The 24265-nt window shown below is 36.6% G+C and carries 27 protein-coding genes; 1 reads left to right on the forward strand and 26 read right to left on the reverse strand.

Annotation, left to right across the window (positions count from 1 at the left end; translation table 11 throughout):
- Positions 1 to 18: 18 nt before the first annotated feature.
- The 24 genes from EZV73_RS15790 to fdhF form a co-directional block, all read right to left on the reverse strand.
- A complete protein-coding gene (locus EZV73_RS15790; RefSeq protein ID WP_240841368.1) occupies positions 19 to 720 on the reverse strand; it encodes a protein kinase in 702 nt (233 codons plus the stop codon).
- Complete coding sequence (locus EZV73_RS15795; protein ID WP_240841369.1) at positions 717 to 1391, reverse strand: TadE family protein; 675 nt, start codon at positions 1389 to 1391, stop codon at positions 717 to 719. Before EZV73_RS15795 ends, EZV73_RS15790 begins: the two co-directional genes overlap by 4 nt.
- Positions 1384 to 3276 carry a DUF5702 domain-containing protein gene (locus EZV73_RS15800; protein WP_240841370.1) on the reverse strand — a complete coding sequence of 631 codons (1893 nt, stop codon included), beginning with the start codon at positions 3274 to 3276 and terminating at the stop codon, positions 1384 to 1386. The genes EZV73_RS15795 and EZV73_RS15800 overlap by 8 nt, the downstream gene beginning before the upstream one ends.
- The gene (locus tag EZV73_RS15805) at positions 3266 to 3592 is read right to left on the reverse strand and encodes a TadE/TadG family type IV pilus assembly protein (protein ID WP_240841371.1); all 327 of its coding nucleotides are present in this window, start codon (positions 3590 to 3592) and stop codon (positions 3266 to 3268) included. Before EZV73_RS15805 ends, EZV73_RS15800 begins: the two co-directional genes overlap by 11 nt.
- Positions 3593 to 3676: 84 nt before the next feature.
- The gene (locus tag EZV73_RS15810) at positions 3677 to 3847 is read right to left on the reverse strand and encodes a hypothetical protein (RefSeq protein WP_240841372.1); all 171 of its coding nucleotides are present in this window, start codon (positions 3845 to 3847) and stop codon (positions 3677 to 3679) included.
- Positions 3825 to 3995: a hypothetical protein gene (locus EZV73_RS15815; protein ID WP_240841373.1), complete on the reverse strand. Its 171-nt coding sequence runs from the start codon at positions 3993 to 3995 to the stop codon at positions 3825 to 3827. The genes EZV73_RS15810 and EZV73_RS15815 overlap by 23 nt, the downstream gene beginning before the upstream one ends.
- Positions 3988 to 4623: a dTMP kinase gene (tmk, locus tag EZV73_RS15820; RefSeq protein WP_240841374.1), complete on the reverse strand. Its 636-nt coding sequence runs from the start codon at positions 4621 to 4623 to the stop codon at positions 3988 to 3990. Before tmk ends, EZV73_RS15815 begins: the two co-directional genes overlap by 8 nt.
- 69 nt (positions 4624 to 4692) lie before the next feature.
- Positions 4693 to 5250 carry an ATP-binding protein gene (locus EZV73_RS15825; RefSeq protein ID WP_240841375.1) on the reverse strand — a complete coding sequence of 186 codons (558 nt, stop codon included), beginning with the start codon at positions 5248 to 5250 and terminating at the stop codon, positions 4693 to 4695.
- A gap of 13 nt (positions 5251 to 5263) precedes the next feature.
- Positions 5264 to 5980: a PHP domain-containing protein gene (locus EZV73_RS15830; RefSeq protein ID WP_240841376.1), complete on the reverse strand. Its 717-nt coding sequence runs from the start codon at positions 5978 to 5980 to the stop codon at positions 5264 to 5266.
- Between the two features lie 2 nt (positions 5981 to 5982).
- Positions 5983 to 6315, reverse strand: coding sequence for an AraC family transcriptional regulator (locus EZV73_RS15835; RefSeq protein WP_240841377.1), 333 nt, complete (start codon positions 6313 to 6315; stop codon positions 5983 to 5985).
- Entirely contained in the window at positions 6305 to 7582 is a 1278-nt protein-coding gene (locus EZV73_RS15840) for a [Fe-Fe] hydrogenase large subunit C-terminal domain-containing protein (protein ID WP_240841378.1), read from the reverse strand. The genes EZV73_RS15835 and EZV73_RS15840 overlap by 11 nt, the downstream gene beginning before the upstream one ends.
- Positions 7583 to 7593: 11 nt before the next feature.
- Positions 7594 to 8037: an anti-sigma regulatory factor gene (locus EZV73_RS15845; protein ID WP_240841379.1), complete on the reverse strand. Its 444-nt coding sequence runs from the start codon at positions 8035 to 8037 to the stop codon at positions 7594 to 7596.
- A gap of 10 nt (positions 8038 to 8047) precedes the next feature.
- Positions 8048 to 8395 (reverse strand): DRTGG domain-containing protein, encoded by a 348-nt coding sequence (locus EZV73_RS15850; RefSeq protein WP_240841380.1) that lies wholly within the window; start codon positions 8393 to 8395, stop codon positions 8048 to 8050.
- 83 nt (positions 8396 to 8478) lie between these two features.
- Positions 8479 to 9264, reverse strand: coding sequence for a formate dehydrogenase accessory sulfurtransferase FdhD (gene fdhD, locus EZV73_RS15855; RefSeq protein WP_240841381.1), 786 nt, complete (start codon positions 9262 to 9264; stop codon positions 8479 to 8481).
- A gap of 56 nt (positions 9265 to 9320) precedes the next feature.
- Complete coding sequence (locus EZV73_RS15860) at positions 9321 to 10679, reverse strand: FapA family protein (protein ID WP_240841382.1); 1359 nt, start codon at positions 10677 to 10679, stop codon at positions 9321 to 9323.
- Between the two features lie 12 nt (positions 10680 to 10691).
- Positions 10692 to 11615: a GGDEF domain-containing protein gene (locus EZV73_RS15865; protein WP_240841383.1), complete on the reverse strand. Its 924-nt coding sequence runs from the start codon at positions 11613 to 11615 to the stop codon at positions 10692 to 10694.
- A gap of 45 nt (positions 11616 to 11660) precedes the next feature.
- On the reverse strand, positions 11661 to 12143 hold the full coding sequence (locus tag EZV73_RS15870) for an isochorismatase family protein (RefSeq protein ID WP_240841384.1): 483 nt from the start codon (positions 12141 to 12143) through the stop codon (positions 11661 to 11663).
- Positions 12144 to 12245: 102 nt separating this feature from the next.
- Positions 12246 to 13655 (reverse strand): sodium-dependent transporter, encoded by a 1410-nt coding sequence (locus EZV73_RS15875; RefSeq protein WP_240841385.1) that lies wholly within the window; start codon positions 13653 to 13655, stop codon positions 12246 to 12248.
- Between the two features lie 197 nt (positions 13656 to 13852).
- Positions 13853 to 15583 (reverse strand): NADH-dependent [FeFe] hydrogenase, group A6, encoded by a 1731-nt coding sequence (locus EZV73_RS15880; RefSeq protein WP_240841386.1) that lies wholly within the window; start codon positions 15581 to 15583, stop codon positions 13853 to 13855.
- Positions 15584 to 15609: 26 nt separating this feature from the next.
- Positions 15610 to 17400, reverse strand: a complete 1791-nt coding sequence (nuoF, locus tag EZV73_RS15885; protein ID WP_240841387.1) for an NADH-quinone oxidoreductase subunit NuoF — start codon at positions 17398 to 17400, stop codon at positions 15610 to 15612.
- Positions 17401 to 17423: 23 nt separating this feature from the next.
- The gene (locus tag EZV73_RS15890) at positions 17424 to 17783 is read right to left on the reverse strand and encodes a ferredoxin (RefSeq protein ID WP_240841388.1); all 360 of its coding nucleotides are present in this window, start codon (positions 17781 to 17783) and stop codon (positions 17424 to 17426) included.
- Between the two features lie 45 nt (positions 17784 to 17828).
- On the reverse strand, positions 17829 to 18308 hold the full coding sequence (locus EZV73_RS15895) for an NAD(P)H-dependent oxidoreductase subunit E (RefSeq protein WP_240841389.1): 480 nt from the start codon (positions 18306 to 18308) through the stop codon (positions 17829 to 17831).
- A 492-nt stretch (positions 18309 to 18800) separates the two neighbouring features.
- The gene (locus tag EZV73_RS15900) at positions 18801 to 19394 is read right to left on the reverse strand and encodes a molybdenum cofactor guanylyltransferase (RefSeq protein WP_240841390.1); all 594 of its coding nucleotides are present in this window, start codon (positions 19392 to 19394) and stop codon (positions 18801 to 18803) included.
- Positions 19391 to 22060: a formate dehydrogenase subunit alpha gene (fdhF, locus tag EZV73_RS15905; protein ID WP_240841410.1), complete on the reverse strand. Its 2670-nt coding sequence runs from the start codon at positions 22058 to 22060 to the stop codon at positions 19391 to 19393. Before fdhF ends, EZV73_RS15900 begins: the two co-directional genes overlap by 4 nt.
- A gap of 174 nt (positions 22061 to 22234) precedes the next feature.
- Between fdhF and EZV73_RS15910 the strand changes: the two genes are divergently transcribed.
- The gene (locus EZV73_RS15910; protein WP_240841391.1) at positions 22235 to 22543 is read left to right on the forward strand and encodes a hypothetical protein; all 309 of its coding nucleotides are present in this window, start codon (positions 22235 to 22237) and stop codon (positions 22541 to 22543) included.
- A gap of 13 nt (positions 22544 to 22556) precedes the next feature.
- Here the strand turns inward: EZV73_RS15910 and EZV73_RS15915 are convergent, their stop codons facing one another.
- Both EZV73_RS15915 and truA read right to left on the reverse strand, forming a co-directional pair.
- Positions 22557 to 23396 carry a hypothetical protein gene (locus EZV73_RS15915; RefSeq protein WP_240841392.1) on the reverse strand — a complete coding sequence of 280 codons (840 nt, stop codon included), beginning with the start codon at positions 23394 to 23396 and terminating at the stop codon, positions 22557 to 22559.
- 31 nt (positions 23397 to 23427) lie between these two features.
- Positions 23428 to 24174 (reverse strand): tRNA pseudouridine(38-40) synthase TruA, encoded by a 747-nt coding sequence (truA, locus tag EZV73_RS15920; RefSeq protein WP_240841393.1) that lies wholly within the window; start codon positions 24172 to 24174, stop codon positions 23428 to 23430.
- Between the last annotated feature and the right edge of the window lie 91 nt (positions 24175 to 24265).

The following is a 24265-nucleotide window of genomic DNA, read 5'->3' on the forward strand; positions in this document are numbered from 1 at the left end:
TCAAGATTTAATACTTTGTTACGCAAACTTCAAATGTATTAGACTTTCTTTTAGATCTGTTGCACTTTGGTATCGACGCTCTGGTTGAACCATTATAGCCTTCTTAATAATACGTTTGAGTTTACACAGCCTTATGAAATAAAAAAGCTCCTTTATGGTCCGCTTTTTAACATGTCTTAGCATAATCTTCATAACAAGACCTAAACAGTATATATCTGATCTTTCATCAGCTAGATAAGTATCTAAAAGTCGCTCTGGTGCAACAAAATCCATAGTAAATGAGTCAGAATCATTTTCCATAAATGCAGATCCAAAATCAATCAAATGAATGCCAAACTGTTCATCAAAAACCAAGTTTTCCAGTTTGATATCACCATGCACAACATTCATACAATGCAAGTGTTCAAGTATCTGACAAAGATGGATGGTAGACTGTATCATTTCCTTATAAGTAATATCCTTTAGCTTTAACCTTTCATAGAGTGTGACCCCTCTTACTTGGTCCATAATATAATAGACACCTTCATCTTTTGTGTATACATCAATAACTCTTGGTATCCTACAATGGTCTAGGAGTTTTAAATAGTCAACTTCCCTACTATCCTCTTTTAAGAATTTTATAAACCATTCCGTACCATGGTCAACCTGCCTACAATAGGCCGTAGAGTCTGTAATAACTTCAGTGACTGTATATCTTCCTACCTTCTGATTAACTTTCACTTTCCCTCCTTTACACATCTTTCACATGGGCTTAACAAGTACTTGCGCTTGGCATCATATAAGGAAACTTTCACAATTTTACTTTTATCTGTTGTTGACCTTACCAAGTAAAAACAACCCGCCCTATGATATTTTGAACCTGATTTGGTTTTATAAACCATGACTGTTTTTTCTTCTTCTTCATTCTTAAAAAGGGTCTTGGTTAAGGTTTCGTTTGGATACAGAGACTTGTCATCACCAAACAACCATAAGACATGTTCAAACTTGACATGCGATTCTTTTTTTAGGCCAAAAACAAAAGCTTTATTCCAAGATACAAGACCACTTACTGTGTCACCAGTTACAGAAAAGTCCTCTAGTAAGATTTCATGATTACTGAGTTCATTCTTTAAATAGGCTTCTAGTATCTCCGATGCCATATGGTCATTAAGAAAAGATTGTGATGAACTTATAAAATCACTATATGGATTTTCTGGTAGATCAAATGTTAAAAGACCAACCTTCTCATAAACGTAGTTCAAGCTGTCTAACCTAATTAAAGCATCGTTGACCTGTTGAACTTTTAAATCCTCACTTGGAAAAAAAGCTATCACTTGTACAAGCATAACCATAATAAGAATGGTTATAGGAAAAACAATAGCAGCTTCTACGCTAACACTGCCTCTATTCATAAGCAACTCCATATGCCCCAATGCTTACCTTGTTAAATCTTTCATTCATGACAAAACTACCGTATTCACTATAGGTATTAAGATCAATTAAGTTAACTACACGTTTGAGTTTGGTTTCGTCCTTTAAGGTCATAAGCATCAACCTTAGATAGTCGTGATAGGTAAAATCAATTAAATTAAAATAATTAGGAAGCTTCTTAGGTGTATATACAATACCTAAGTCCAATTTCCACTGACTAGGATATACCTTAAAAAAGGGGACACTTTCTCCCTTCATGAGAGCATGTACATCTAAACCACTCTCACCACATGACCAACCTAAGCGAATGACATTAGCCACCAAAGGCACACCAAATCCTGACCAACCTGCCACCCCTAGCGCAATGGACTCTGATAACAGGAGTTTTTCCTTATCCGTATAAACATGAATGCCATTCATAACAACCCTAACACCATAGACCAGACCAACTGCCTTAGAGATATTAAGCCCTTCAGATTTGCCTCCCATTAAGATATACTCAATCTCTCCTCGTTTAAAATAACTCGATCTTTCATACTTAGAAAAGTAATCATAGTCTGTTGCTGATGAGGCAGCTGCAGTCTTAAAGGTTGACATGATGTATTCATTGATCTTAAGACTGTCTATCAAGGGATTTAGCCCTGAAACAGACCAGAAATCCGCAGTATCTTCCACTTCATACGCTGTTTGTCGATCAATGACATAACCTTCACTCTCATAGTTAAAGGCTTTTCCCGCCTGGTCCTTTTGTTTATTATAATAAGCTTTCGATTCAGGATTTTCTTCCTTAGCTTCTAACTGTGTCACTTTTCTATACATAGATATTAATTCAAGGTCAAGGTTTGGAACTTGACCTTGAATGACATCAGACAGATCTAAGGATGAAGACTCTAATATCTGATCTAAAACTTGTTCATTATGATAAGGAAGCTCTAATAGGCCATACCATGATTTTTCTATATTTGGATAAGTCTCAACCATAAACGACTCAAACTCACTCGATACGGATAAGGTATCTGACTCCATCAGTTGGTCCTTAGATTTCTCCAAACTGCTTATCAGTTGATCTTTAATAATATCTAATGCCTTTTTATCCGATCTAATAAAATCTCTTGTCTCCTCGATCAAGTTTCTAATAGAAATCATTTGATCAGATGATTTTAAAAGTACTTTAAACAACTCTTTATTGTAATCTCTATACTTTTCCAAAGATTCTTTAATTGAGTTGTACTCATCCAGTATGGCACTTATTTCATTTTCTATCTCAGCTTTTTTGTTTTGATCCGCTTGATCATAAATTTCACTTAATGTCTGGAATTCAAACTTTATATCATCTAACGTTTGTGAATAGTCATTTACTTCGAAAAATATTTCATTCACTTTAACAGACAAGTCGGCTCTTCTATCAAATAACTTGCCTAAATCAGAAAGGGCTATATCAACAATATACTTCTTATCCATCACATCCTGAGACGCCTTAGCCTTTTCGATTACTTCAAGTTTATTAAGCACCTGCTCGAGATAATTAGCTGGAAGACGGTAGTTCATATAGGTGGATATTTGCTTTTTTATAACAGCATAATCTGAAAGAGGTTGACTGAAAATAGGATTTTCTTCATTTTCCTTATAAAGATCATGATGCAAATAACCTTTTCTTTCTCTCGCTTTCATCCCATAGAGCCCATAATTAACGTAAAGATAAGTATCGTAACTTGCCAACATAGACTGGCAGGCAAACTTTGAATTTCTATGGGTATTGTTTCTATAAAAACCCTTCTGCATACTTGCAATTAAAAGCGAAAAAATAAGAAAGACAGCCGAAAGCATCAAGATTACTTTGACCGTTATTACACCTTTATTGTTCATCTTTTTTCTCCAACATATGACCATAAGACTTGGCCTGATAGATCATATACTCAACGCAGTCTTGAAGTAACCTAGCGTCCAAATAAACTTCTTTATAGGTCGTCTTAACAGTTTTTTCATATAAAACGCCTCTGATCTCACCTTCAAATTCTATAGCATGATGATCCTCAATATAAGCGTCTAGTTCTTCTAGTAGTCCTGCACCATAAAGATAAGTGGTCAAGAGTATCATTATAAACGAGACAATAATCAAAATCATCATAGGTACAATAAGCGCACTTTCAACTGTCGTCGAACCTCTTTTATTACCAAACATTTCCATCACCTAAATTAACTTTATCACAAATCCCATTTTTTGACAATTACAACATAAAAAAAATTCTGCTTATTAGCAGAACTTCTACAAATCATATTTTTTACTGTTACCAATGCCCATTAAAACCAGACCAGAACCAAAACCAAAAGAACCAAGAAAGAGTCTTACTGTATAATGAACTGGTAAGAAGTTTAAAATTATCACCAATGCTAAAGTAATCAACAAGACATTTCTACCGACTTTTTTCAGATTCATTTTTTTCTCCTAACAATTCTTCTAGTTCCTTTTCAAGTTTTTCTCTTAAAATTCTCATTTCATTGTAAAGACCGTCATTATTATAAGAACAGTCATTTACAAGTTTCATCGACTCCAGCTCCAGTTTGATCGCTTTAATCCTATCCATTGATAACGCCTCTTTTAACCAAAACTTCAATAACTTGAGTAAATACAGCTTCTAAATCTTTTTCTGCATCTATGACTTCAAATCTTTCAAACTTATCTTTAAGCATTAGATAACCTTCTCTGACCTTGTGATGAAAAGAACCTTCTTCTAAATCCAAACGGTTGACTTCTCTCGAATCATCCTTGTTGATTCTTCCTAAACCAACCTCAGGCGATAAATCAAAATACAAAGTCACATCAGGCAAAAGATCTTCTATGGCATATTGATTAAGCTCAAACACTTCGTCAACACCCATGCCTCTTACATAGCCTTGATAAATCAAGGAAGAATCCACATATCTGTCCATAAATACGATTTTACCCGCTTCTAATGCAGGTACAACCTTTTGTACCAGATGCTGACGTCTAGCAGCTGCAAATAAAAGAGCTTCTGTTTTGGGATCCATTTCTACATTATCTTTATCTAAGATGATTTCTCTGATTTGCTCTGATATGTGAACACCACCAGGCTCTCTGGTTGTAATATACTCGATATTTTTTGATTGAAAATACTTCTCTAACTTTTCTAGAATGGTAGTTTTGCCTGCGCCTTCGCCACCTTCTAGAGATATTAAATAACCTTTACTCATAATTTCCTCTTTTCCTCATCTATTGTAACACAAGATGCAAACAAAAAGAATGACGAAATTGTCGTCATTCTACAGCCTACCGACTTTTCTATGCATTTCTTCAAGATTTTCCTTGATATATTCCCTTAACCATATCAATACATCTAAATTTGTAATAGGCAGTTCACCTAAGGTCTTTTTGATATCTCTTGTACACAGGGTAAACTTCTCATCATCAATTTGATGGGTATAAAGAAGGTCAACATTTGCGTTGGAGTTTATGATTGTAATCAAAGTATCTGACATATTTCCAAGTGGCATTCTATCTATATGCGACAGCTTGAATTTAGCCACAATGTCTGTTCCAACACCAGGACTTGATGTAATAGAAAAAGAACCATCACATAACTCTGCAGCCTGCTTAAACATAGGAATGCCTAAACCAACTTTTCTTGTTGTTCTTGTTGTGTAAAAAGGATCAACTACCTTTCTTACTGTGTCTTGATCCATACCAACACCATCGTCTTTTATACAAATCGCTAATTGATCGTCTCTATAATCCTCAACAATAGCTATACGAATTTCATCTGCTTGAGCAACAATAGAATTCTGTGCTATATCAAGAATATGCAATGATAATTCTCTCACCTTTTTCTCCTCTTTATACAGATTGGGTCAACACCTTAAAAATGCCTTGAATCGATTTTTCCTCTACTTCTAAATAGTTTTCTCTTTCAGATATACTGATTAAATCATGCGCATCTGAATTAATTAATTCTCTGTATTTTCTAAACATACGTTTTTCAATATCTTCTGCATCGTCAGGTCTTTTTCCATACCATTCAATATTTTCTATTGCCATGTCCTTATCAATAAAACCCAAACTCTTAATAATAGAAAATGAATTCCTGTTGATATGAGCCGGAAAAACAACGCCATCCAAACTTTGAACCGTCTTTATGATTTCATTGATGGTTAGACTATATGGGGTAATCAAATAATTATCTTCATATCCAACAATTTCATCTTGGTCATTAAAAATAACTTGTTCACCAAAACGTTCCGGCTTATTTTTGATCATCAATCTTTTGTCTTTGATACCTTGATAGAAGTTTTCTAAAGCTATGATATCTCTAAAGAGCACCACCATATGTACATCTTCAACTGTTTGTATTTCCATACCTGGAATGACAATCAAGCCCAGTTTTTCACCAACTTCTACAGTCACTCTGACATTTCCTATGCCGTTGTGATCGGTTATTGCAATAGCATCTAAGCCCTTTATAATAGACATATTGACTATGTTATTAGGGGACATATCCTCGGAACCGCAGGGGGAAAAACCAGTGTGTATATGAAAGTCATAATACAACTTCATTTTTAAACGCCATTCTCAAAGAATACTTTGAAAATGCCATAAGCATCAAGACCAGTTGAAATAACTGCTACATCTTCTTCACTTGCCTTTTCTAAGACATCTTCACCTACTTCAATATTTTCAGGTACAATGATACAAGAAAAATCAAGAAGTGTCGCAACAGCTATGATGTTAGAATGAATTTGCACTGTAATCCAAGCATCATCCTCTTTACCATTTGCCATTACCCATGACAATAAATCACAACACTCTACACCTTTAATTTCTCTATCCAACAAGTTTGTTTTAGATATCAACTTAAATGCATCATTCTCTAATAATTGACTAATCTTCATGTTTTTCTCTCTTCCTTCTTCTTCTATTATAACGTCCCAATAAGAGACAATCTGAATACTGAGCTCTGTTCATAACAATATCTTCTGCTAAGGCACGACATGTTGGCGCACCACATGCACCACAATCTATCCCCGGCAGTTTATTGGCTATTTCTTCTAATTCAGCCATTTTCTTAAGTGCTACTTTAAAATCCTTATCCAACTTAAGAATGGTTCTAGCTTCCATTTCCTTATCCCATTCTAAGTCCTCTCTTGTCAGATAAGAATCAATGTCATCTGGATTATAGGATTTTAACTCAGATGACTTCATGCGTACTCTGGCCTTGGCCATAAATGGATTTTCCACATTTAAAACGCCGCCAGAACAGCCTGTTACACAAGCATAACCTTCAAAGAAATCAATTTCAGGTAACTTGCCTAACTCCATTTTATCTAATACCCGAATAACTTCTTCAATCCCATCGACTGCTAAATATCTTTCTGTATCAAGACCAAAAGACTGGCCACCAACCATGCCCCAGCCTACACCATTACCTGATGCAGTTTGAACAATTGGGAAGTCTCTTGAACCCTTATCAACCGCTTTTATCAGTCTAGAGTAGATGGATTCTAAAGAAATTCCGCCATCTATATAAGATTTTTCCAAACCTAAAGGTTGTATAATACTGGTTATCTTAGCTGGACACTGGGCTATATAAAACACACCAATATCCTCAAACTTGAGTCCTTTTTCAGCCATCAACTTCTTTTTTACCTGTCTAGCAGCAATCTCCATAGGCGCTTCTAAACGTGTTATATTATCAATCAAGGATGGATACCTGATCTGTATCAAACGTGTAATGGCTGGACAGTAAGTCGATATAACCGGTTTTTCTACTGTCGGATCCTTAAGCAGTTCATTTTGATACTTTGTCAGTATGTCTGCTGCATACGCAACATCATAGACCATATCAAATCCTAGTCTATATAATGATTGAAAAATATCCTCTATATCATATTCTGCTGAAAACTGTCCATACATCGATATGGACGGTAACGCAACTTTATATTTGTATTCAAATATTTTTTCTAAATTATCTGACAATGTACCCTTTGCATGAAAGTGACATATTTTCAAGCACTCACCGCAATCAATACATCTTTCCTTCATTATCTTGGCTTTGCCATCGATAACTCTTATCGCTTGTGTTGGACAACGACTTAAACAGTTGGTACAACCATTACAGTAGTCATTATCTAAAACAACCGAATGCCAATATTTATCCATTATGCCCCCATTTAAAGATTAAATGTCATTTTTATAGCAGTATACTTATCAACTTCAGATTCTATATGAAAGTCGTCACTACACTTATCCATATTAGGAAGTCCCATACCTGCTCCAAATCCTAATTCCCTTATTTCCTTAGTTGCTGTTGAATAACCTTTTTGCATGGCTAAACTTAAATCAGCAATACCCGGGCCAGTATCTTCTACAAATATTTCTACCTTATCTGACTTGATGTATACATCTATCTTTCCACCATGTGAATGGATTGCTACATTTATTTCTGCTTCATAAGTGGCAATTGCTACACGCCTGATGACACTGGAATCAATGCCAATCTGACGAAGTATCTTCTTTATTTTACTTGATGCTATACCAGCTGATGAAAAATCGTCGTTAGAAACATCAAACGTTTTCATCATTGCTACATCATTGTTATCTCGCGCTAATATCATGATGTTCTCCTTAAATTGATGTACCCTCTAAACCGTTAGAATATAAAATACCTGAAGCTGAGTACATCGTATGCTCTGTTCTTAATAAAAGCATCTCATCCTCTCTTGCCATATCAATAATGTCTTGTGTAGGTGTTTTACCTCTTACAAACACAATTGATTTTAGATCTAACATTTCAGCTGTTCTGATAACTTGATTGTTACACAGTCCTGTCAAAAGGACAGTATGTTCTTCTGTATATGCCAATACATCACTCATCAAATCTGATCCAAATGCATAAGCAACTTCTCTATCTAGAAATTCTTCCCCTACTAAAATTTCACATTCCAGTAATTCTGCAATTTGTCTTAACTTCATAAAGCCTCCCACTAGCGCGAACGTTATTTTTTTAACAATATAATATTATTATACACGAATTCCCGCTATTTGCAATACTTTCACTAGCATTGTTTCCCTAATACATTTTCTTCACCAGAATAGATATTGTACCGATGTCCTCTTGCAAACCCCACAAGGATCATACCATAATTTCTAGCAAATTTAACGGCTAGGTCCATTGGTGCCGATCTAGATACCAAAACACCTAGACCACTTTTGATGCATTTCAAGACCATTTCAGAAGATACACGCCCACTTATAAAAAGCATCAGCTTGTCTTTTGACAAGTCATGTTTTATCATGTAGCCTATTACCTTATCAACGGCATTGTGCCTACCAATGTCTTCAAAGGCACAAATCAAGTTTTCACCTTCAAACAAGGCTGCCATATGTACACCACCAGTTCTCTTAAAAAGATCTGATTCATCATAAAAGGCCTTCATATTCTTATGTATGAATGATGCATCTAAAGAAACTTGACTTAACTTTAATTGCCTTAAAGAAACAGCATCCATAAGATCATAAAACATAGCCGAACTGGCACAACCAGAGGTGATGTAACGTCTTTTAAGATCCTTATCAAGAGACCGACTTACTTCAACATGTGCAAGTCCCTTTTCCGAATCGAGGATCAATGACTTAACCTCAGATATATCTTTGATATACCATTCGCTTTTTAGATGTCCTAAAACCAGCATTTCCAGACTATCAGGCGAACAAAGTAATGTGTTTGCTTCCTGGTCATTAACAAATATCGTTAAAGGAAACTCACAAACCACTTCATCTTCTAAATATTCACACAAATCCTCTGAAACCTTGTTAATTTTTAATGTATTCGTTAAGCTCATAGAACTCCTTCCGTCTTAATAATTATAGCACAAAAAATAAACAACCACATGGCTGTTTAAAATCCTATTGCAACAATTTGATCATCTGATTTTTTTAAGATAGACCTCAAGATAGCCTCGTCAATAAAATAGGAATGCATGCCTATTTTAACAAGGGTATCCGGATAGATGGTTTCAGTTTTCAACTGGCCCTTTTGTGCCTTTAAGAGTATTTCTCTCAAGTGTTTGAAACGGCTTGTCTTCTCTTTTATCATATATGTCATCTGTTCTAGACTTTCATAACATTTTTTTAAAGTTTCAACTTCTGAATCAGTAATAATCTCTTTCTTTTCCTTGGCGTTAAGAATTGCAATAAACTGCTTTAGTCGTCTGACAGTTTCTTGTTCTTCAGCAATTTCCTCCTTCAAACTCCTCAGCTCTTTAATGCTATCGATGTCTACACCAAGATTTATCAGTGTAATCACACCAAGCCTAGATCCGATGGTTGTGGCATCAATTGCATATCTTGCAGTTATTTCACCACCGATAATATGACCTTTTTTCCCCTTTACAATCACTTGTCCATCACAAAAAACCTTGGAATTTAAGATTTCTCCTGCTTCCAAATTACCCTTTACGCATACTTCTGCGTTATCAATGTATTTAACAACAAAATTACCACCACACTCGATCCTACAGTCGTTATGACCTGATACACCCTTAGTAATGGTTAAATCACCAGCAGATATAAGATTTGCACCTTCAACAAGTCCATTGATGGTTAGGTTGCCATCACAGTCAATACGGTAACCCGAGCAGACATTGCCATTAACAACAATGTCACCTTTGAAGTTGATATTACCCGTTTCTACACCAACGCCATTGTCAAGCTCCATATAATTTTGAACCAGTATTTTACCATTTTCGACCTTGTATATGCCGTCACTGGTTGCCTTTAAGACCCTACCTTCAGAGTCGGGTTCAATGTTTTCTCCAAATGAAAACTGCTTGTCTTTACCATTTTTAGCACGGATACTTTTACCTGTCACAGTCATACCATCAATGCCTTCAGTTGCAGGTATCTTTGTGGCAAGTACTTGACCACTTGAAACCTTCTGAAAAAGATTCATGGATTTAAAATCTACAGTCCCATCTTCTAGGATGGTAGGATGTGAATGAACACCGGCCTCATAAGTATAAACAATCTCACAGTCTATACCATGAATGTGAGGCTGACCTTCAGCAACAAGTTCATCAAGTACATCTTCATTTAACTCACAAAGGGCTGAAATCACTTCATCGTCAATGCCGTAAACAACATGTTTTTTCTTCAAAGCTTCATAGATTTCCTCAGGCCCTACACTTTCACCATGTAATCTCAATGACAAATAAGCCTTATAATAATCATCTGAAATATAAACATCAATCTCTTTCATCAATCCTCCAAATTAGTTATTTAAGTCCGAATCAAGTCTATCAATTACATTATCGATTGTTTCATGTTGATTGTATGATGTCATGCCAATTTTACACGAATAGTGTATTTGGCTGTTCCTTACCAAGAGGTGCCAGTTATCCATATCCTTTAGGAGTTTTCTTCTAACGTCTTGTAAATCCACTGTACCGGTTTCAGGTAGTAAAATCAGAAAAGTAGATTCATTGTAACGGCACTTCAAATCTTGTTTTCTTAACAATAAGTTCAAGCGTTTTGAGATGTTCTTCACCATTTTCTCTTCTACACCTATACCAAAATCCATCTTCAGCTGGTCATAGTTGTTGATGGTCAGCATCATAACAGAAAAGATTCTCTTTTTTCTGTCTGATCGGTCTTTTTCATTAAGAAGCAACTCTTCCATAACCAGTCTGTTGTAAAAACCAGAATTATGGTCTTTTATTTCATAAGCCTTTAACATGTCTTTTAAACCAGAGACCTTGTGGTCTTTGTTTTCCACCTGTTCTTGCAAAGCCTTTACCTGTGAGACGTCGTTCATCACTGCAAGCAACCTAAAAGGACGGTCCAACTCATCTTTGATGATCATCATATGACACCTCATCCAAATGGTATGACCTTTTCTATGCTTAAATCTTAAAAGCTTGTCAAAAGGCGCTAGCGCGTCTTCTTTTAGCCTTTCTATACCATCATCTAAAAGTCCCCGGTCCTCAGGCAACAAGTGCATGTAAAGCTCATTGGATAAATGTGATTTTGTTTCAGGCTCATAGCCAAGTATCTTCCAAAACTTCGGGCTATGATATTGATTATCTGGTATGATTAGATCTCTATAAAAGACAACATCTACAGCTTTCTCAATAAAAAATTCTGAAATATTCTGATGTGATTTATACAACTCATCTTTTAAATAAAATTCGCTCATAAAGCCCTCCTTGTAGAATATCTACCCAGAGATGCTTTCTTTCATTCAATTATGTTTATGAAGCATAAAATAAAGTGTTTCTAAGCTGACCGTTGGTCTTAGCAGGTGGGTTTTCTCCACTGCTTTTTTTGATAATCCAGCCACCCCATGTTGTAGAAGTGATGCACCAAAGCCTCTTTCTTCTGCACCGTTTAGTGTAAAGAGTACACAGTATTCTGCTGCAAAACCACTGACTACCACAAACTCAATGCCACGCGATTTTAAGATGTTTTCCAAATCGGTTTTCCAAAACGAGTTAGAAAACTCTTTTGTCAGCCTGATATCAGTAGGTGCTATTTCAATTTCCTTGATGGTATCAAAACCATTTGTCGCTTCAGCATCTTGGACTATAACAACGGGACACCCGGCCTTTCTAAAGAAACTTGCCGCTTCGTTGATGTACTCTGATGCACCAAGCATCATATCCTTTAGTCTCTCCTGTTTAAAAAACTCTTCTTGCATATCAATAATTAATAAAGCAATGTTCACACGAACTCCTTTCTCTATAAATTCATCATATCATATAAGTCATGGCTATTTAGGGATAGAACGTGTAAAAAAAGAAAACCCAGTCCATAGGACTGGGCATGTTTATAATTTCTTCGAAAATACTGCTGTTATGGCAATGATGAGTAGACCAATAATCATAATTGGACCAGCACCACTTTCAAAGCCATCTCTAATCCCACCAAAAGCAACCCATAGGATGGTTAGCGGAATGATGTATTTTACAAGTGCATACCAAATACCAAATAGACCAAACTTAATTGATCCATTGTTCGTCACTTCATTTTGAAGATCTGATTTAGATAACTTCCAACCTGCAAAGATAGAAACAAAGAAACCGCCAAAGGCAAGGAAGATCTTATCTGTTAATAAGTCAAAGATATCAAAAGCACCTGTACCGAAGACTTTAGGACCGACACCACCTAAGGATAATGAAGCTAATACACAAAGTACAACCATTATAGATGATGAAACGACTACTGCCTTAGGTCTTGAAAAACCTTTTTCGTCAATAAAGTAGGCGACCACAACTTCAAGCAGCGAAACCGAAGATGTTAATGCAGCTACTGATAAGGCAATAAAGAATAAAGCAGCAAAGATAGTACCAACACCACCCATTTCAGCAAAGATAGTTGGTACAACAACAAATACAAGACCTGGACCTTGAGCTGGTGCAATACCGAATGCAAACATAGCTGGGAACATGGCAATACCTGCAAGTAAGGCCACAGCTGTATCCATAACAGTTACGATTGCAGCATTGGAAACCAAGTTCTCCTGTTTGGGTAAATAAGAACCATATGTAATCATGATGCCCATACCTAGTGACAATGAGAAGAATGCTTGACCAAGAGCCGCTAATATAACACTAGGATCAACAACTGAGAAGTCTGGCTTAAATAAAAACTCCATACCAGCCATAGCACCTGGCAGTGTTAAGCCCTTGATTGAAATGGCAATCAAAATGCCAAATAAAAGTGGCATTAATACTTTACCTGCTTTTTCAATACCAGTAGAAATACCTCGCACAACAATAACAATGTTTAAGATAAGATAGGCAACCATCCACATAAGTGGTACAAGAGGATTAGTGATAAAACTGTCGAAAGTAGAAGCAATTGCCTCTGGCGCATTTAATAGTCCCGTAAATACTTTTGAAACGTAAGCAAGAGACCAACCACCTACAACAGGATAGAAACCCATGATCAAGAGAGCACTTAAAACCCCCAGTGCACCAGCAAATGTCCAACGACGATCCTCTGATTTAAATGCACCCACTGCAGCAAGCTGCTTTCTTCTACCTACTGCAAACTCAGCAAGCATAACACTAAAACCAATTACTACTACAAAAAACAAATAAATAAGTACGAAAGCACCACCACCGTTTTCACCAGCAGTATATGGAAACTTCCATATGTTCCCCAGACCCACTGCCGAACCGGCAGCAGCCATAATGAAGCCTAATTTAGAGCCCCAATTTTCTCTTTTAGCCATAAGTAAACCCCCTTCTAATTATGCTAAAATAACCGACTTGTGTATAATAGCACATTACATTAGATGGTTCAATATATTTGAAATAAGAACAGAAAATGGCTTAAAACCTGCATTTTTCTAAATAATATCACTATTGAAAATACATCAGATAAGCTCAAAAAAAATAACACCGCATCTAAGATGCGGTGTAGCTTTTATTACTTCTCTCTAGCAGTGTAGTGAGTGTGTAGTAACTTATGTGCTTTATGACCATTAGGCTCGCCTAAGTAGTCAGCATATAATTTAATCATCTCTGGGTTTTGGTGAGATTTTCTTACTGTTAAGATAGCATCTTCTTCATATAAAGCTTTCGCTCTTTCAACTTTAAGATCTACAATGTCTCTAACCTTTTGAGGTTGTTGTGGCTGACCACCACCGTTTACACAACCACCAGGACAACCCATGATCTCGATGAAGTGGTAATCTTTCTCGCCTCTTCTTACTGCGTCTAATAATCTACCTGCAGACTCAGTACCATGAGCGATAGCAACTTTAACATCTAAGTCACCAATCTTAATAGTCGCTTCTTTATTTTCAGTTAAACCTCTAACTTCATTGTATTCGAAGTCAGCTAAGTCTTCACCAGTTAATACATCAGCAACAGTTCTTAATGCCGCTTCCATAACACCACCAGTAGCACCGAAGATAACACCAGCACCTGAGTATTCACCCATGATTTCGTCAAAACCTTCGTCCGGTAAGTTGTGGAAGTTAAGACCAGCTTCTTTAATCATTCTACCTAATTCTCTTGTAGTGATTACAGCATCAACGTCTCTTAAACCATCTACTTCCATCTCTGGTCTTGCAGCTTCAGTCTTCTTAGAAGTACAAGGCATTACTGAAAGAACGAACATTTTCTTTGGATCAATGTTTTCTTTTTCAGCGAAGTAAGACTTAACCATAGCACCAAACATTTGGTGTGGAGACTTACAAGATGATAAGTTAGGAATAAAGTCTGGGTGATTGAACTCACAGTATCTGATCCAACCTGGTGAACAAGATGTAATCATCGGTAAAGTACCACCGTTTTGGATTCTGTGTAATAACTCATGACCTTCTTCCATGATTGTTAAGTCAGCAGCCCAGTTAGTATCAAATACTCTGTTGAAGCCTAATCTTCTTAATGAAGCAGCCATTTTACCAGTTGTTCTAGTACCGATTGGTAAACCGAATTCTTCACCTAATGCAGCTCTTACAGCTGGAGCAGTTTGAACAACTACATAAGTATCTGGATCTTCTAATGCATCCCATACTCTATGGATATCTGATTTTTCCATTAAAGCGCCTACTGGACAAACATTGATACATTGACCACAGAATAAACAATCTGTTTCAGTCATTGGTCTGTCAAATGCAGGACCTACAGTTGTGTTGAAGCCTCTGTTTTGGAAGCCTAAGATACCAACATCTTGTTGCTTCTTACATACGCTTACACACTTACCACAAAGAATACACTTTGAAGTATCTCTTACTAATGATGCAGATAAGTTATCAAATTTCTTTTCTCTCTTTGCACCTTGGTACTTAAGACCAGATACACCTAGATCTTCAGAAATAGTTTGTAATTCACAGTTACCAGATCTAACACATTGAGTACATTCTCTGTCATGGTTAGCTAAGATAAGCTCAACTGTTGTTTTTCTAGTTTCTCTAACTCTCTTTGAGTTAGTCTTTACTACCATGCCATCTCTAACAGGTAATACACAAGATGCTTGAAGTGATCTAGCACCTTCAACTTCTACCACACATACTCTACATGCACCAACTTCGTTAGTTTCTTTCATGTAGCATAGTGTAGGAATATCGAAGCCAGCATCTCTAGCCGCTTCTAAAACTGTATATGACTCTGGTACTTCTACCTGAGTGTTGTTAATCGTAAGTTTAACCACGTTCTCTTCCTCCTCGAATATTCAGCTTATTTCTTTACAATACACTTAACTGGACATTTAGAAATACACGCCTCACACTTGATACATGCATCTTGATCGATAGTATGTTGACCTTTCTTTTCGCCCTCAATACAGTTAACAGGACAAACAGTCTTACACATAGTACAACCGATACACTTGTCAGTGATTGTGATAGCTAATAAGTCTTTACATACGCCAGCTGGACATGTCTTATCATTTACGTGAGCTTCATACTCATCTCTGAAGTATTGTAATGTTGATAATACTGGGTTTGGAGCAGTTTGTCCAAGACCACATAATGATGCATCTTTGATTGTGTAAGCCAATGACTCTAAATCATCGATGTCTTGTAATGTACCTTTACCTTCGCAGATCTTGTCTAACATTTCTAACATTCTCTTAGTACCTTCTCTACAAGGCGTACACTTACCACATGACTCATCTACTGTAAAGTCTAGGAAGAATCTTGCAACGTCTACCATACAGTTGTCTTCGTCCATTACGATCATACCACCAGAACCCATCATTGAGCCTAGTTCAATTAAGTTATCGTAATCGATCTCTGTATCTAAATAATCAGCAGTAATACAGCCACCTGATGGACCACCTGTTTGTACAGCTTTGAAAGCTTTACCGTTAGGAATACCACCACCGATTTCGAAAATTACTTCTCTTAAAGTTGTACCCATTGGGATTTCTAAAAGACCAGTGTTGTTGATCTTTCCACCTAATGCGAATACTTTAGTACCTTTTGATCTTTCAGTACCAATGTTTGCAAACCACTCAGCACCATTTAAGATGATTTGAGGAATGTTAGCATATGTCTCAACGTTGTTAAGAACAGTTGGTTGACCGAAGATACCTTTGTTAGCTGGGAATGGCGGTCTTGGTCTTGGCATACCTCTTTCACCTTCGATAGAAGCGATAAGAGCAGTCTCTTCACCACATACGAATGCACCAGCACCTAACTTGATCTTAAGATCGAAGTTGAAGTCTGTACCGAATAAACCTTCACCTAATAAGCCCATTTCCTTAGCTTGTGCAATCGCGATTTCTAATCTTTCTACAGCGATTGGATACTCAGCTCTGATATATACATAACCTTCATCAGCACCGATAGCGTAAGCTGCAATAGCCATAGCTTCAATGATTACATGAGGGTCACCCTCTAGAACTGATCTATCCATGAATGCACCTGGGTCACCCTCATCGGCATTACATGCAACATATTTCTTATCTGATTCTGCGTTATAAGCAAAAGTCCACTTTAAGCCTGTTGGGAAACCACCGCCTCCACGGCCACGTAAACCAGAAGCCTTAACGATTTCAATAACTTCTTCTCTAGTCATTTCAGTTAAAACTTTACCTAATGCTTTATAACCATCAAATGCAATATACTCTTCAATAACTTCTGGGTTGATAATACCACAGTTTCTAAGAGCGATTCTCTCTTGCTTAGCGAAGAACTCAACATCGTTGATTGACTTTGTTACATCTTCTTCTACTGCAGACTCATGTAATAAATCTTTAACGATTCTACCTTTTAATAAGTGTTCTTCAACAATTGTTTCGATATCCTTGTCTTCTACTCTTGAGTAGAAAGCACCTTCAGGATATACAACTACGATTGGACCTGCTTCACATAAACCGAAACAGCCAGTCTTTACTAATTTAACTTCTTTATTTAAGTCATGCTTCTCCATAGCAGCAGCGAACTTATCTTCAAATGTTAATGAACCTGAAGAAGAACATCCTGTACCACCACAGATTAGGACATGCGATCTATATAATTCCATCTTTAACCTCCTGATAACAGTTATTACTCTTGAATAGTATACTCAGCAACGATTTGACCATTAACAATATGATCAACGATAACCTTTTGTGCCTTCTCAGGTGTCATTTCTACGTAAGTCACCTTTTCGTTATTTTCATCATAAACTTCAACGATTGGCTCTAATTTACAAACGCCAATACATCCAGTTTGTGCCACTTCTACATCTTGAAGATTTCTCTTTGAAATTTCTTCAACTAATGCATTTAATACAGGTCTTGCGCCTGCAGCAATACCGCAAGTTGCCATACCAACCACGATTCTCTTACCTTTTCTCTCACCGCGAATGTTAACTTTCTTTAAAGCTTCTTCACGTAATTTAGCTAAATCTGCTAATGACTTCATATAGCCCTCCTATAATCGTAATAAACAAATACTATTTTTTTTATCTTACTTGTACTTCGCTAAAATGTCTGGAATATCTTGTTCAGTTAATCTACCATAAACATCTTCGTTTACTGTGATTACTGGAGCAAGACCACATGCACCAATACATCTAGTATCGATTAATGTAAATTTACCATCAGCTGAAGTTGCTTTTACAGGTAAATCTAATTCTCTAGAGATTCTGTCTAAGATTGGCTGTGCATTCTTTACGTAACATGCAGTACCCATACATACACCAATTACAAACTCGCCGTTAGGCTCTAATGTAAATTGAGAGTAGAAAGTAACCACACCGTAAATCTCAGCTAGTGGGATAGATAATTCTTTAGAAATTACCTTCTGTACATCTAGTGGCACTGCACCAAAGATGTGTTGCGCTTCATGAAGGATAGGCATTAATGCACCTTTGTTATCCTTATAAGTAGCGATCGCTTCATGAAGTTTTGCGAATTGCTCTTCTTGCGTCATGACTTGTTTTGCCATAAGTGACCTCCTTAAAAATAACTTTTAGACTTATATAAATTTTTTTGTTTACATTGTGATACTTTTAACAATTGTCTAGAATAAAAATGACACTTCACTTAATGAGAATAAATATCAATTAAATGGCTTAAAGCCTTTGATATCAATCACTACAGGTGTCACAGCTTATACAGACAAGTGAATTATAACATACCTTTACCAGTTATGTATACAATATTCATCATTTTTTTTTTGTAACTTTCGACATAATTCGCGCAAGATTTACCAAGGCTTTGAAGTGAATTTGAGAAATTTAATTCACACTATTTTACTAAGGAATTTCAACGTGTGTAGTTATCTAGCTTAGATAGTTTTTTGAAAATTCGAAAAATATTTCTCAAATAGAAAAAGAGCCTTCGATAAAGAATGCTCTTATTACAAATAAAATTAATATTTTTTTAACAGACTATGAACCAAAGCCCCCTCTACAAGGGCCTTTTTACCAGTATATGTTTAAGCATTTCTGCTATTAAGCTTTGACATCAAATCTTCTTTGGTATTTATATTATCAAATAAAGACCAATCGGGTGAATAGTCTCTTGCAACAGACTCTGCTATGTAGTTTACCTGATGTTGTCTGAGCAAAGAAGAAATGTTTCGATATCCCTTTAAAAGATATTTTTCTATGGATAGGGTTAAGGCCTTATGGTAAAAGGCATGAAAAGGTTCAATCCAATCACCATAGCAAGTTACAGAAGCTTCATAGCCTTCCAGCTGACTTTCCATATATAATAGATAGTCTTCATCTATTTCCGGCATATCACAAGCCACAATAAAGACATAAGGATCATAAGCATGTTTTAAGGCACTATGAATCCCACCTAAAGGACCGTAGCCCTTTAAGATATCTTCATAGACCACCACTTTTTCATGAGATAAAAAACGATCTGACAAGTGGTTGTTGGATATGATCATGATCTGGTCGAAGTGTTTTTCAAGTATGGCAATTTGATGTTCAATGATGGCCTCTTGTCCAATCATCAAAACCTGCTTGTCAAATCCCATTCTCTTGCTTTGACCGCCTGCTAATATTGCTGCTGTACTCATAGTTTTTCCACCTTTATGGCACACACTTTATATTCCGGAATATCTGTTATTTTATCTAAGGCATTGTGGGTTAAACGATTGGCGGCGGCTTCAGCAAAATGAAATGGAATAAATACCACATTGCCTGAAACCTTTTCACTGATGACTGCACGCAAATGGATACGTCCTCTTCTTGAAGACACACTTACCAATTCACCATTTATAATGCCCAGTTGTTCTGCCGTTTCAGCTGCTATTTCCATATAGGCTGACCCGACTGTTTGGTTGATTCCCTCAGACTTTCCTGTCATGGTCCGAGTATGGTAGTGATACAAAACCCTACCGGTTGTTAAGATGAGTGGATACTCATCATCAGTGGTTTCATTTGGACCAATATGAGAAACACCATGGAAAGTACCTATGCCCTTTGCAAACTTACCTTCATGTAAAAAGACTGTCCCGTCATGGTCATAAGAACTACAAGGCCACTGCAAAGATTTTTCTCTTAAACGTTCATAAGAGATACCTGCATACTGAGGTGTAAGTGAAGCAATTTCATCCATAATCTCACTTGGTCTACTAAACTTGTTATCATAGCCCATCATCTTCATCAGTTTATGAAAAATAAGCCAATCTTCCAAAGCCTGTCCAGGAGGCTCAACGGCCTTATGTACACGCTGTATACGTCTTTCTGTATTGGTAAAGGTACCCTCTTTTTCTGCAAAACACGCAGCTGGCAAAACCACATCCGCTTTTAAGGCTGTTTCATTTAGAAAAATATCCTGAACCACTAAAAAGTCTAAATTGTCCAGCGCCTCTTCTATATGATTCAAATCAGGATCAGAAACCATTGGGTTTTCACCCATAACATAAAGCATCTTTAAACTACCATCACCTGCTTTTTCCATCATTTTAGGAATGGTTAAGCCTAAACTTGAAGAGAGTTCTGTCCCCCAAGCCTTTTCAAACTTAGATCTAGACACTTGGTCTGTAACCTTTTGATACCCAGGATAGACATTGGGTAAACCACCCATATCACAGGCACCTTGAACATTGTTTTGACCTCTTAAAGGGTTGACACCTGTACCGTATTTGCCAACAAAGCCACACATCATCGCAAGGTTGGCAACCGCCTTAACATGATCAGTACCTGAACTGTGCTGAGTAATACCCATGGCATAGTAGATGGCAGATTTTGGACCACCTGCATAAAGTTCTGCTGCCTTTATAATCAGCTTTTCATCCACTTCACATATCCGAGCTGCATCAGCGACTGTAAAAGACTCAAGGATGGCCTTTACTTCAGAAAAGCCTTCTGTGTTTTCTTCTATGAAGGCGTGATCGTATAAATCATTCACCAGGATATGATGCATCATGCCATTTAACAAAGCTACATTGGTGCCTGGTTTAATTGGCAGATAAACATCAGAAAACTCAGCGAGTTCTATCCTTCTAGGATCTGCAAGGATAAGTTTAGCACCATTTTTTACTGCACGTTTCATGTAAGTACCAATCACTGGGTGATTTTCAGTTGTGTTGGAACCCATAACAAAGATAAGGTCATTCTCCATGACTTCTTCTATACTATTTGTCATAGCACCAGAACCAAAACTAGCTGCAAGACCTGCAACTGTAGAGGAATGTCAGAGCCTAGCACAGTGATCAACTGAGTTGGTTTTAATTAAAGCTCTAAAAAACTTCTGCATGACATAATTGTCTTCAGTTGTGCATCTAGCAGATGTAAAGCCACCAATTGCATCAGGACCATGTAAAGCTTTTATTTCTTCTATTTTTGATACAATTAAAGACAAAGCCTCGTCCCATGACGCAGATACCAGCTGTCCTTCTTTTCTAATCATAGGTGTTTTTAAACGGTCAGGATGACTGATAAAATGATATGCGAACTTACCTTTTACACACAAAAGACCATTGTTAACGCCCTTATCCGCTGGTGAAACACCTACAACTTGATTGTCTTTTACATGTAAGTTTATCTGACAACCAACACCGCAATAACCACAGGTGGTTTGAACCAGTTTTTCTTCCCAAGGTCTAGACTTTACTTTTTTCTTTTCACTTATGGCACCCGTCGGACAAACACTGATGCAGTTACCGCAAGAGACGCAATTTGAATGGGTCATCCCCATCTCAAATGGATGGGTGATATGGGTATGATAACCCCTTTCACTGTATCCAATTGCACCAGTTACCTGGAGTTCAGAACATACTCTTACGCACTTGCCACATAAGATGCATTTGTCTCTATCTATTGTATAGAAAGGATTAGACTCATCTAAATGATGAGACAACCTTTTCTTATAGCCACCGTCGGCCTCTATATCATACAGATAACATAAGTCCTGTAATCTACAATCTCCATTTTGAGCACATGTCAAACAATCATTTCTATGGGTAGACCAGGTCAATTTTAAAATGTCTTTTCTAGCTTTTTCTACTCGGTCCGAATGGGTTTGTATGACCATGCCCTCAGAGATGGGTGTTGAGCAAGCTGCAACCAAAGATCTAGCCTTTTCAACTTCAACCACACACATCCTACAAGCGCCATGGGCCTTAAGTCTTTTGTCATAACACAAAGTCGGTATATAAATGCCCATATCCTGACAGACTTCAAGTATTGTTTTGTTCTCCTTTATATCTAACTCTTGACCATTGATTTTAATCTGCATATTACTCTCCCCCCTATTTTATGATACCCTAAAATAATACTAAGAATCGTCTAAGCTTTGCATATAGCGAATCATATAATAATTCCTAATACTGCATTAGAAAGCCTTTTGAATAGAGATTTCTTATTGAATGTGGTAAACTAGTCCTATAGTATGATTAAGAAAGAAGGAATAATGAGAGTTTTAAAGTTTAAAATTAACAGTAGAGATTACAAAGCATTTCAGGATATATGTAAAGAAGAGGATATTCCAATTAAAAGAAAGCTTAATGTCCTCGTTGCCAAATACAGTGCCATCGACACAGATTTAGATGAGTATTTTCCAGAAGACTTTGATCAAGATCTTCGAAGCATTACTCTTAAGGTGAATGAAGAACTCTATAAAGGCTGTATTAAGAGCGCAGATAGATTTGAAGTCAGTTTAAGAAAGTTTGTACCATACTTGATACATAGACTTATTAAAGAAAGTAATGACCCGATTTAAAACCAGGTCATTTTCATTTTGGCCATTCAAGTATTCTAGAAAATACTTGGTCCCAATTTCTATTCTCATGTTCTATGATATTTACATGAATATCTAAAGCTTTCAATAGTTCAAGTTCTATAGCTTGTCTGTGACTTGTGAATCCAATAAAGCCTTCTATCGACTTAAGATTATGCCTTTTACCATACGGCGTATTCCTTACATAATCAAGGACTCTATCAATCCAGATATCTTGCCTGTCTTGATATTTAGGCCTTCTCTCTTCTGCAACATGTCTGATGGCATTTTCTACGGATGCAGGTGCTAAATAGTGGATTATTGGAGACATATCTTTAATAACTGCTACAAAATCATTCATATAGTTTCTGATAAGTCTTTTATCAGCTTCATACTCCAATATAAGCTGAGTGATATGGTTTTGCAGTAGTACACATTCAAAGACATAAACCGCGTCTTTATCAGCTTCTTTAACAAATTTCTTCCACCGATTGATGTGGGCCCTCTTAAAGGTTTCTATATCCGCATCAATGCTGTAGATTTCTCGTTTTTCCAAATACTTGTACAAGTCTGATGTCTTATCTAAACCAAGACATGTATATGCTGTGATGGCCAGTTCATCTTCTATCAAGGTATGTTTGTTTAGTACTTCTTTATAACTTGGATATTTTTCGACTAAAGCCTTAAACTCCTTTTCTGTTAATATAGACTGCCATGACAAATCCGCGGGATGCGATCCGCCTTCATTAACATGTAAGACCTTATAGCCATCATTACTCAGTTCATCTGCTAGACGCCTTGATATGGTTGTTTTTCCTGAACCGGGTATCCCCTCAATTAATATCAGTCTATGCATAATCCTTCCTTCCATGAGCAAAATTTAAAACTTAATACTGAATACTTTTTAAACATAAGCCACTTGGTGCAGACAGATGTCCAATTGCATCTGCTTCTTTTAAGTCAAATGCATTTTGAATACTTGAAGGTGGTATTTGTCCTAGACCAATTTGAATCAAACTACCGACTATTTTTCTTTCCATGTTTAATAAAAAGCCATTGGCTGTCATTGTAATGATAATCTCAAAAGGTGTTTCTTCTATGGAGATGTCGTAAATCTCCTTAATGGAATTTCTGGTCTTCTTATTAGTCGTAAAGCCAATAAAATCATGTTGGCCAAGAAGATCTTGAGAAGCCTTTTTCATTCGGTCAACGTTTAACAGTTGAACCATTAAGTTTACAAATTGTCTTTCAAATAAAGGACGATAAGGTGCATCTTTTTTCCAAAGTCTATACTGATAAGTTGCACTCTTCATTTGGTACTTACTATGAAATCTCTCTTCCGCAGCCTCTAAAGAAACAACAATTATATCATCGGTTAAATATTTTTCTAGATAATCTCGAAGTTCTTTAGTCGTTAAATCTTTATTGGGTACTGTAAATGATACAACTTGTCCTTTTGCATGTACGCCGGCGCCAGTATTAACTGCTGCAACAACTTCAATATCTCTTTCATAGAGTTTGCCTAAAATCAACTCTATTTTTCCTTGTACACTTTTTTCTATGTTACCTTTAGACTTCTTGAAGCCTTTATATTTCCTACCATCGTATGCGATTGTCATCTTATAGTTTTGCATATATGTTCTCCTTAATGTATCAGTCTGTTATCTTGTCAGTGATGTTATCATACAGTGTTATGAATAACTTTACTAGCCATTGAATCATTTT

This window comes from Acidaminobacter sp. JC074 (assembly GCF_022496765.1).
In the GTDB taxonomy this organism is placed as follows: domain Bacteria; phylum Bacillota; class Clostridia; order Peptostreptococcales; family Acidaminobacteraceae; genus JABXKX01.

What these genes read in the sequence shown, in the direction of transcription:
- EZV73_RS15795 (WP_240841369.1), bottom strand. Translation starts at nt 1,391, where the DNA reads ATGAATAGAGGCAGTGTTAGCGTAGAAGCTGCTATTGTTTTTCCTATA.
- EZV73_RS15800 (WP_240841370.1), bottom strand. Translation starts at nt 3,276, where the DNA reads ATGAACAATAAAGGTGTAATAACGGTCAAAGTAATCTTGATGCTTTCG.
- EZV73_RS15805 (WP_240841371.1), bottom strand. Translation starts at nt 3,592, where the DNA reads ATGTTTGGTAATAAAAGAGGTTCGACGACAGTTGAAAGTGCGCTTATT.
- EZV73_RS15810 (WP_240841372.1), bottom strand. Translation starts at nt 3,847, where the DNA reads ATGAATCTGAAAAAAGTCGGTAGAAATGTCTTGTTGATTACTTTAGCA.
- EZV73_RS15815 (WP_240841373.1), bottom strand. Translation starts at nt 3,995, where the DNA reads ATGGATAGGATTAAAGCGATCAAACTGGAGCTGGAGTCGATGAAACTT.
- tmk (WP_240841374.1), bottom strand. Translation starts at nt 4,623, where the DNA reads ATGAGTAAAGGTTATTTAATATCTCTAGAAGGTGGCGAAGGCGCAGGC.
- EZV73_RS15830 (WP_240841376.1), bottom strand. Translation starts at nt 5,980, where the DNA reads ATGAAGTTGTATTATGACTTTCATATACACACTGGTTTTTCCCCCTGC.
- EZV73_RS15835 (WP_240841377.1), bottom strand. Translation starts at nt 6,315, where the DNA reads ATGAAGATTAGTCAATTATTAGAGAATGATGCATTTAAGTTGATATCT.
- EZV73_RS15840 (WP_240841378.1), bottom strand. Translation starts at nt 7,582, where the DNA reads ATGGATAAATATTGGCATTCGGTTGTTTTAGATAATGACTACTGTAAT.
- EZV73_RS15845 (WP_240841379.1), bottom strand. Translation starts at nt 8,037, where the DNA reads ATGATATTAGCGCGAGATAACAATGATGTAGCAATGATGAAAACGTTT.
- EZV73_RS15850 (WP_240841380.1), bottom strand. Translation starts at nt 8,395, where the DNA reads ATGAAGTTAAGACAAATTGCAGAATTACTGGAATGTGAAATTTTAGTA.
- fdhD (WP_240841381.1), bottom strand. Translation starts at nt 9,264, where the DNA reads ATGAGCTTAACGAATACATTAAAAATTAACAAGGTTTCAGAGGATTTG.
- EZV73_RS15860 (WP_240841382.1), bottom strand. Translation starts at nt 10,679, where the DNA reads ATGAAAGAGATTGATGTTTATATTTCAGATGATTATTATAAGGCTTAT.
- EZV73_RS15865 (WP_240841383.1), bottom strand. Translation starts at nt 11,615, where the DNA reads ATGAGCGAATTTTATTTAAAAGATGAGTTGTATAAATCACATCAGAAT.
- EZV73_RS15875 (WP_240841385.1), bottom strand. Translation starts at nt 13,655, where the DNA reads ATGGCTAAAAGAGAAAATTGGGGCTCTAAATTAGGCTTCATTATGGCT.
- nuoF (WP_240841387.1), bottom strand. Translation starts at nt 17,400, where the DNA reads ATGGAATTATATAGATCGCATGTCCTAATCTGTGGTGGTACAGGATGT.
- EZV73_RS15890 (WP_240841388.1), bottom strand. Translation starts at nt 17,783, where the DNA reads ATGAAGTCATTAGCAGATTTAGCTAAATTACGTGAAGAAGCTTTAAAG.
- EZV73_RS15895 (WP_240841389.1), bottom strand. Translation starts at nt 18,308, where the DNA reads ATGGCAAAACAAGTCATGACGCAAGAAGAGCAATTCGCAAAACTTCAT.
- EZV73_RS15900 (WP_240841390.1), bottom strand. Translation starts at nt 19,394, where the DNA reads ATGAGTACAGCAGCAATATTAGCAGGCGGTCAAAGCAAGAGAATGGGA.
- EZV73_RS15910 (WP_240841391.1), top strand. Translation starts at nt 22,235, where the DNA reads ATGAGAGTTTTAAAGTTTAAAATTAACAGTAGAGATTACAAAGCATTT.
- EZV73_RS15915 (WP_240841392.1), bottom strand. Translation starts at nt 23,396, where the DNA reads ATGCATAGACTGATATTAATTGAGGGGATACCCGGTTCAGGAAAAACA.
- truA (WP_240841393.1), bottom strand. Translation starts at nt 24,174, where the DNA reads ATGCAAAACTATAAGATGACAATCGCATACGATGGTAGGAAATATAAA.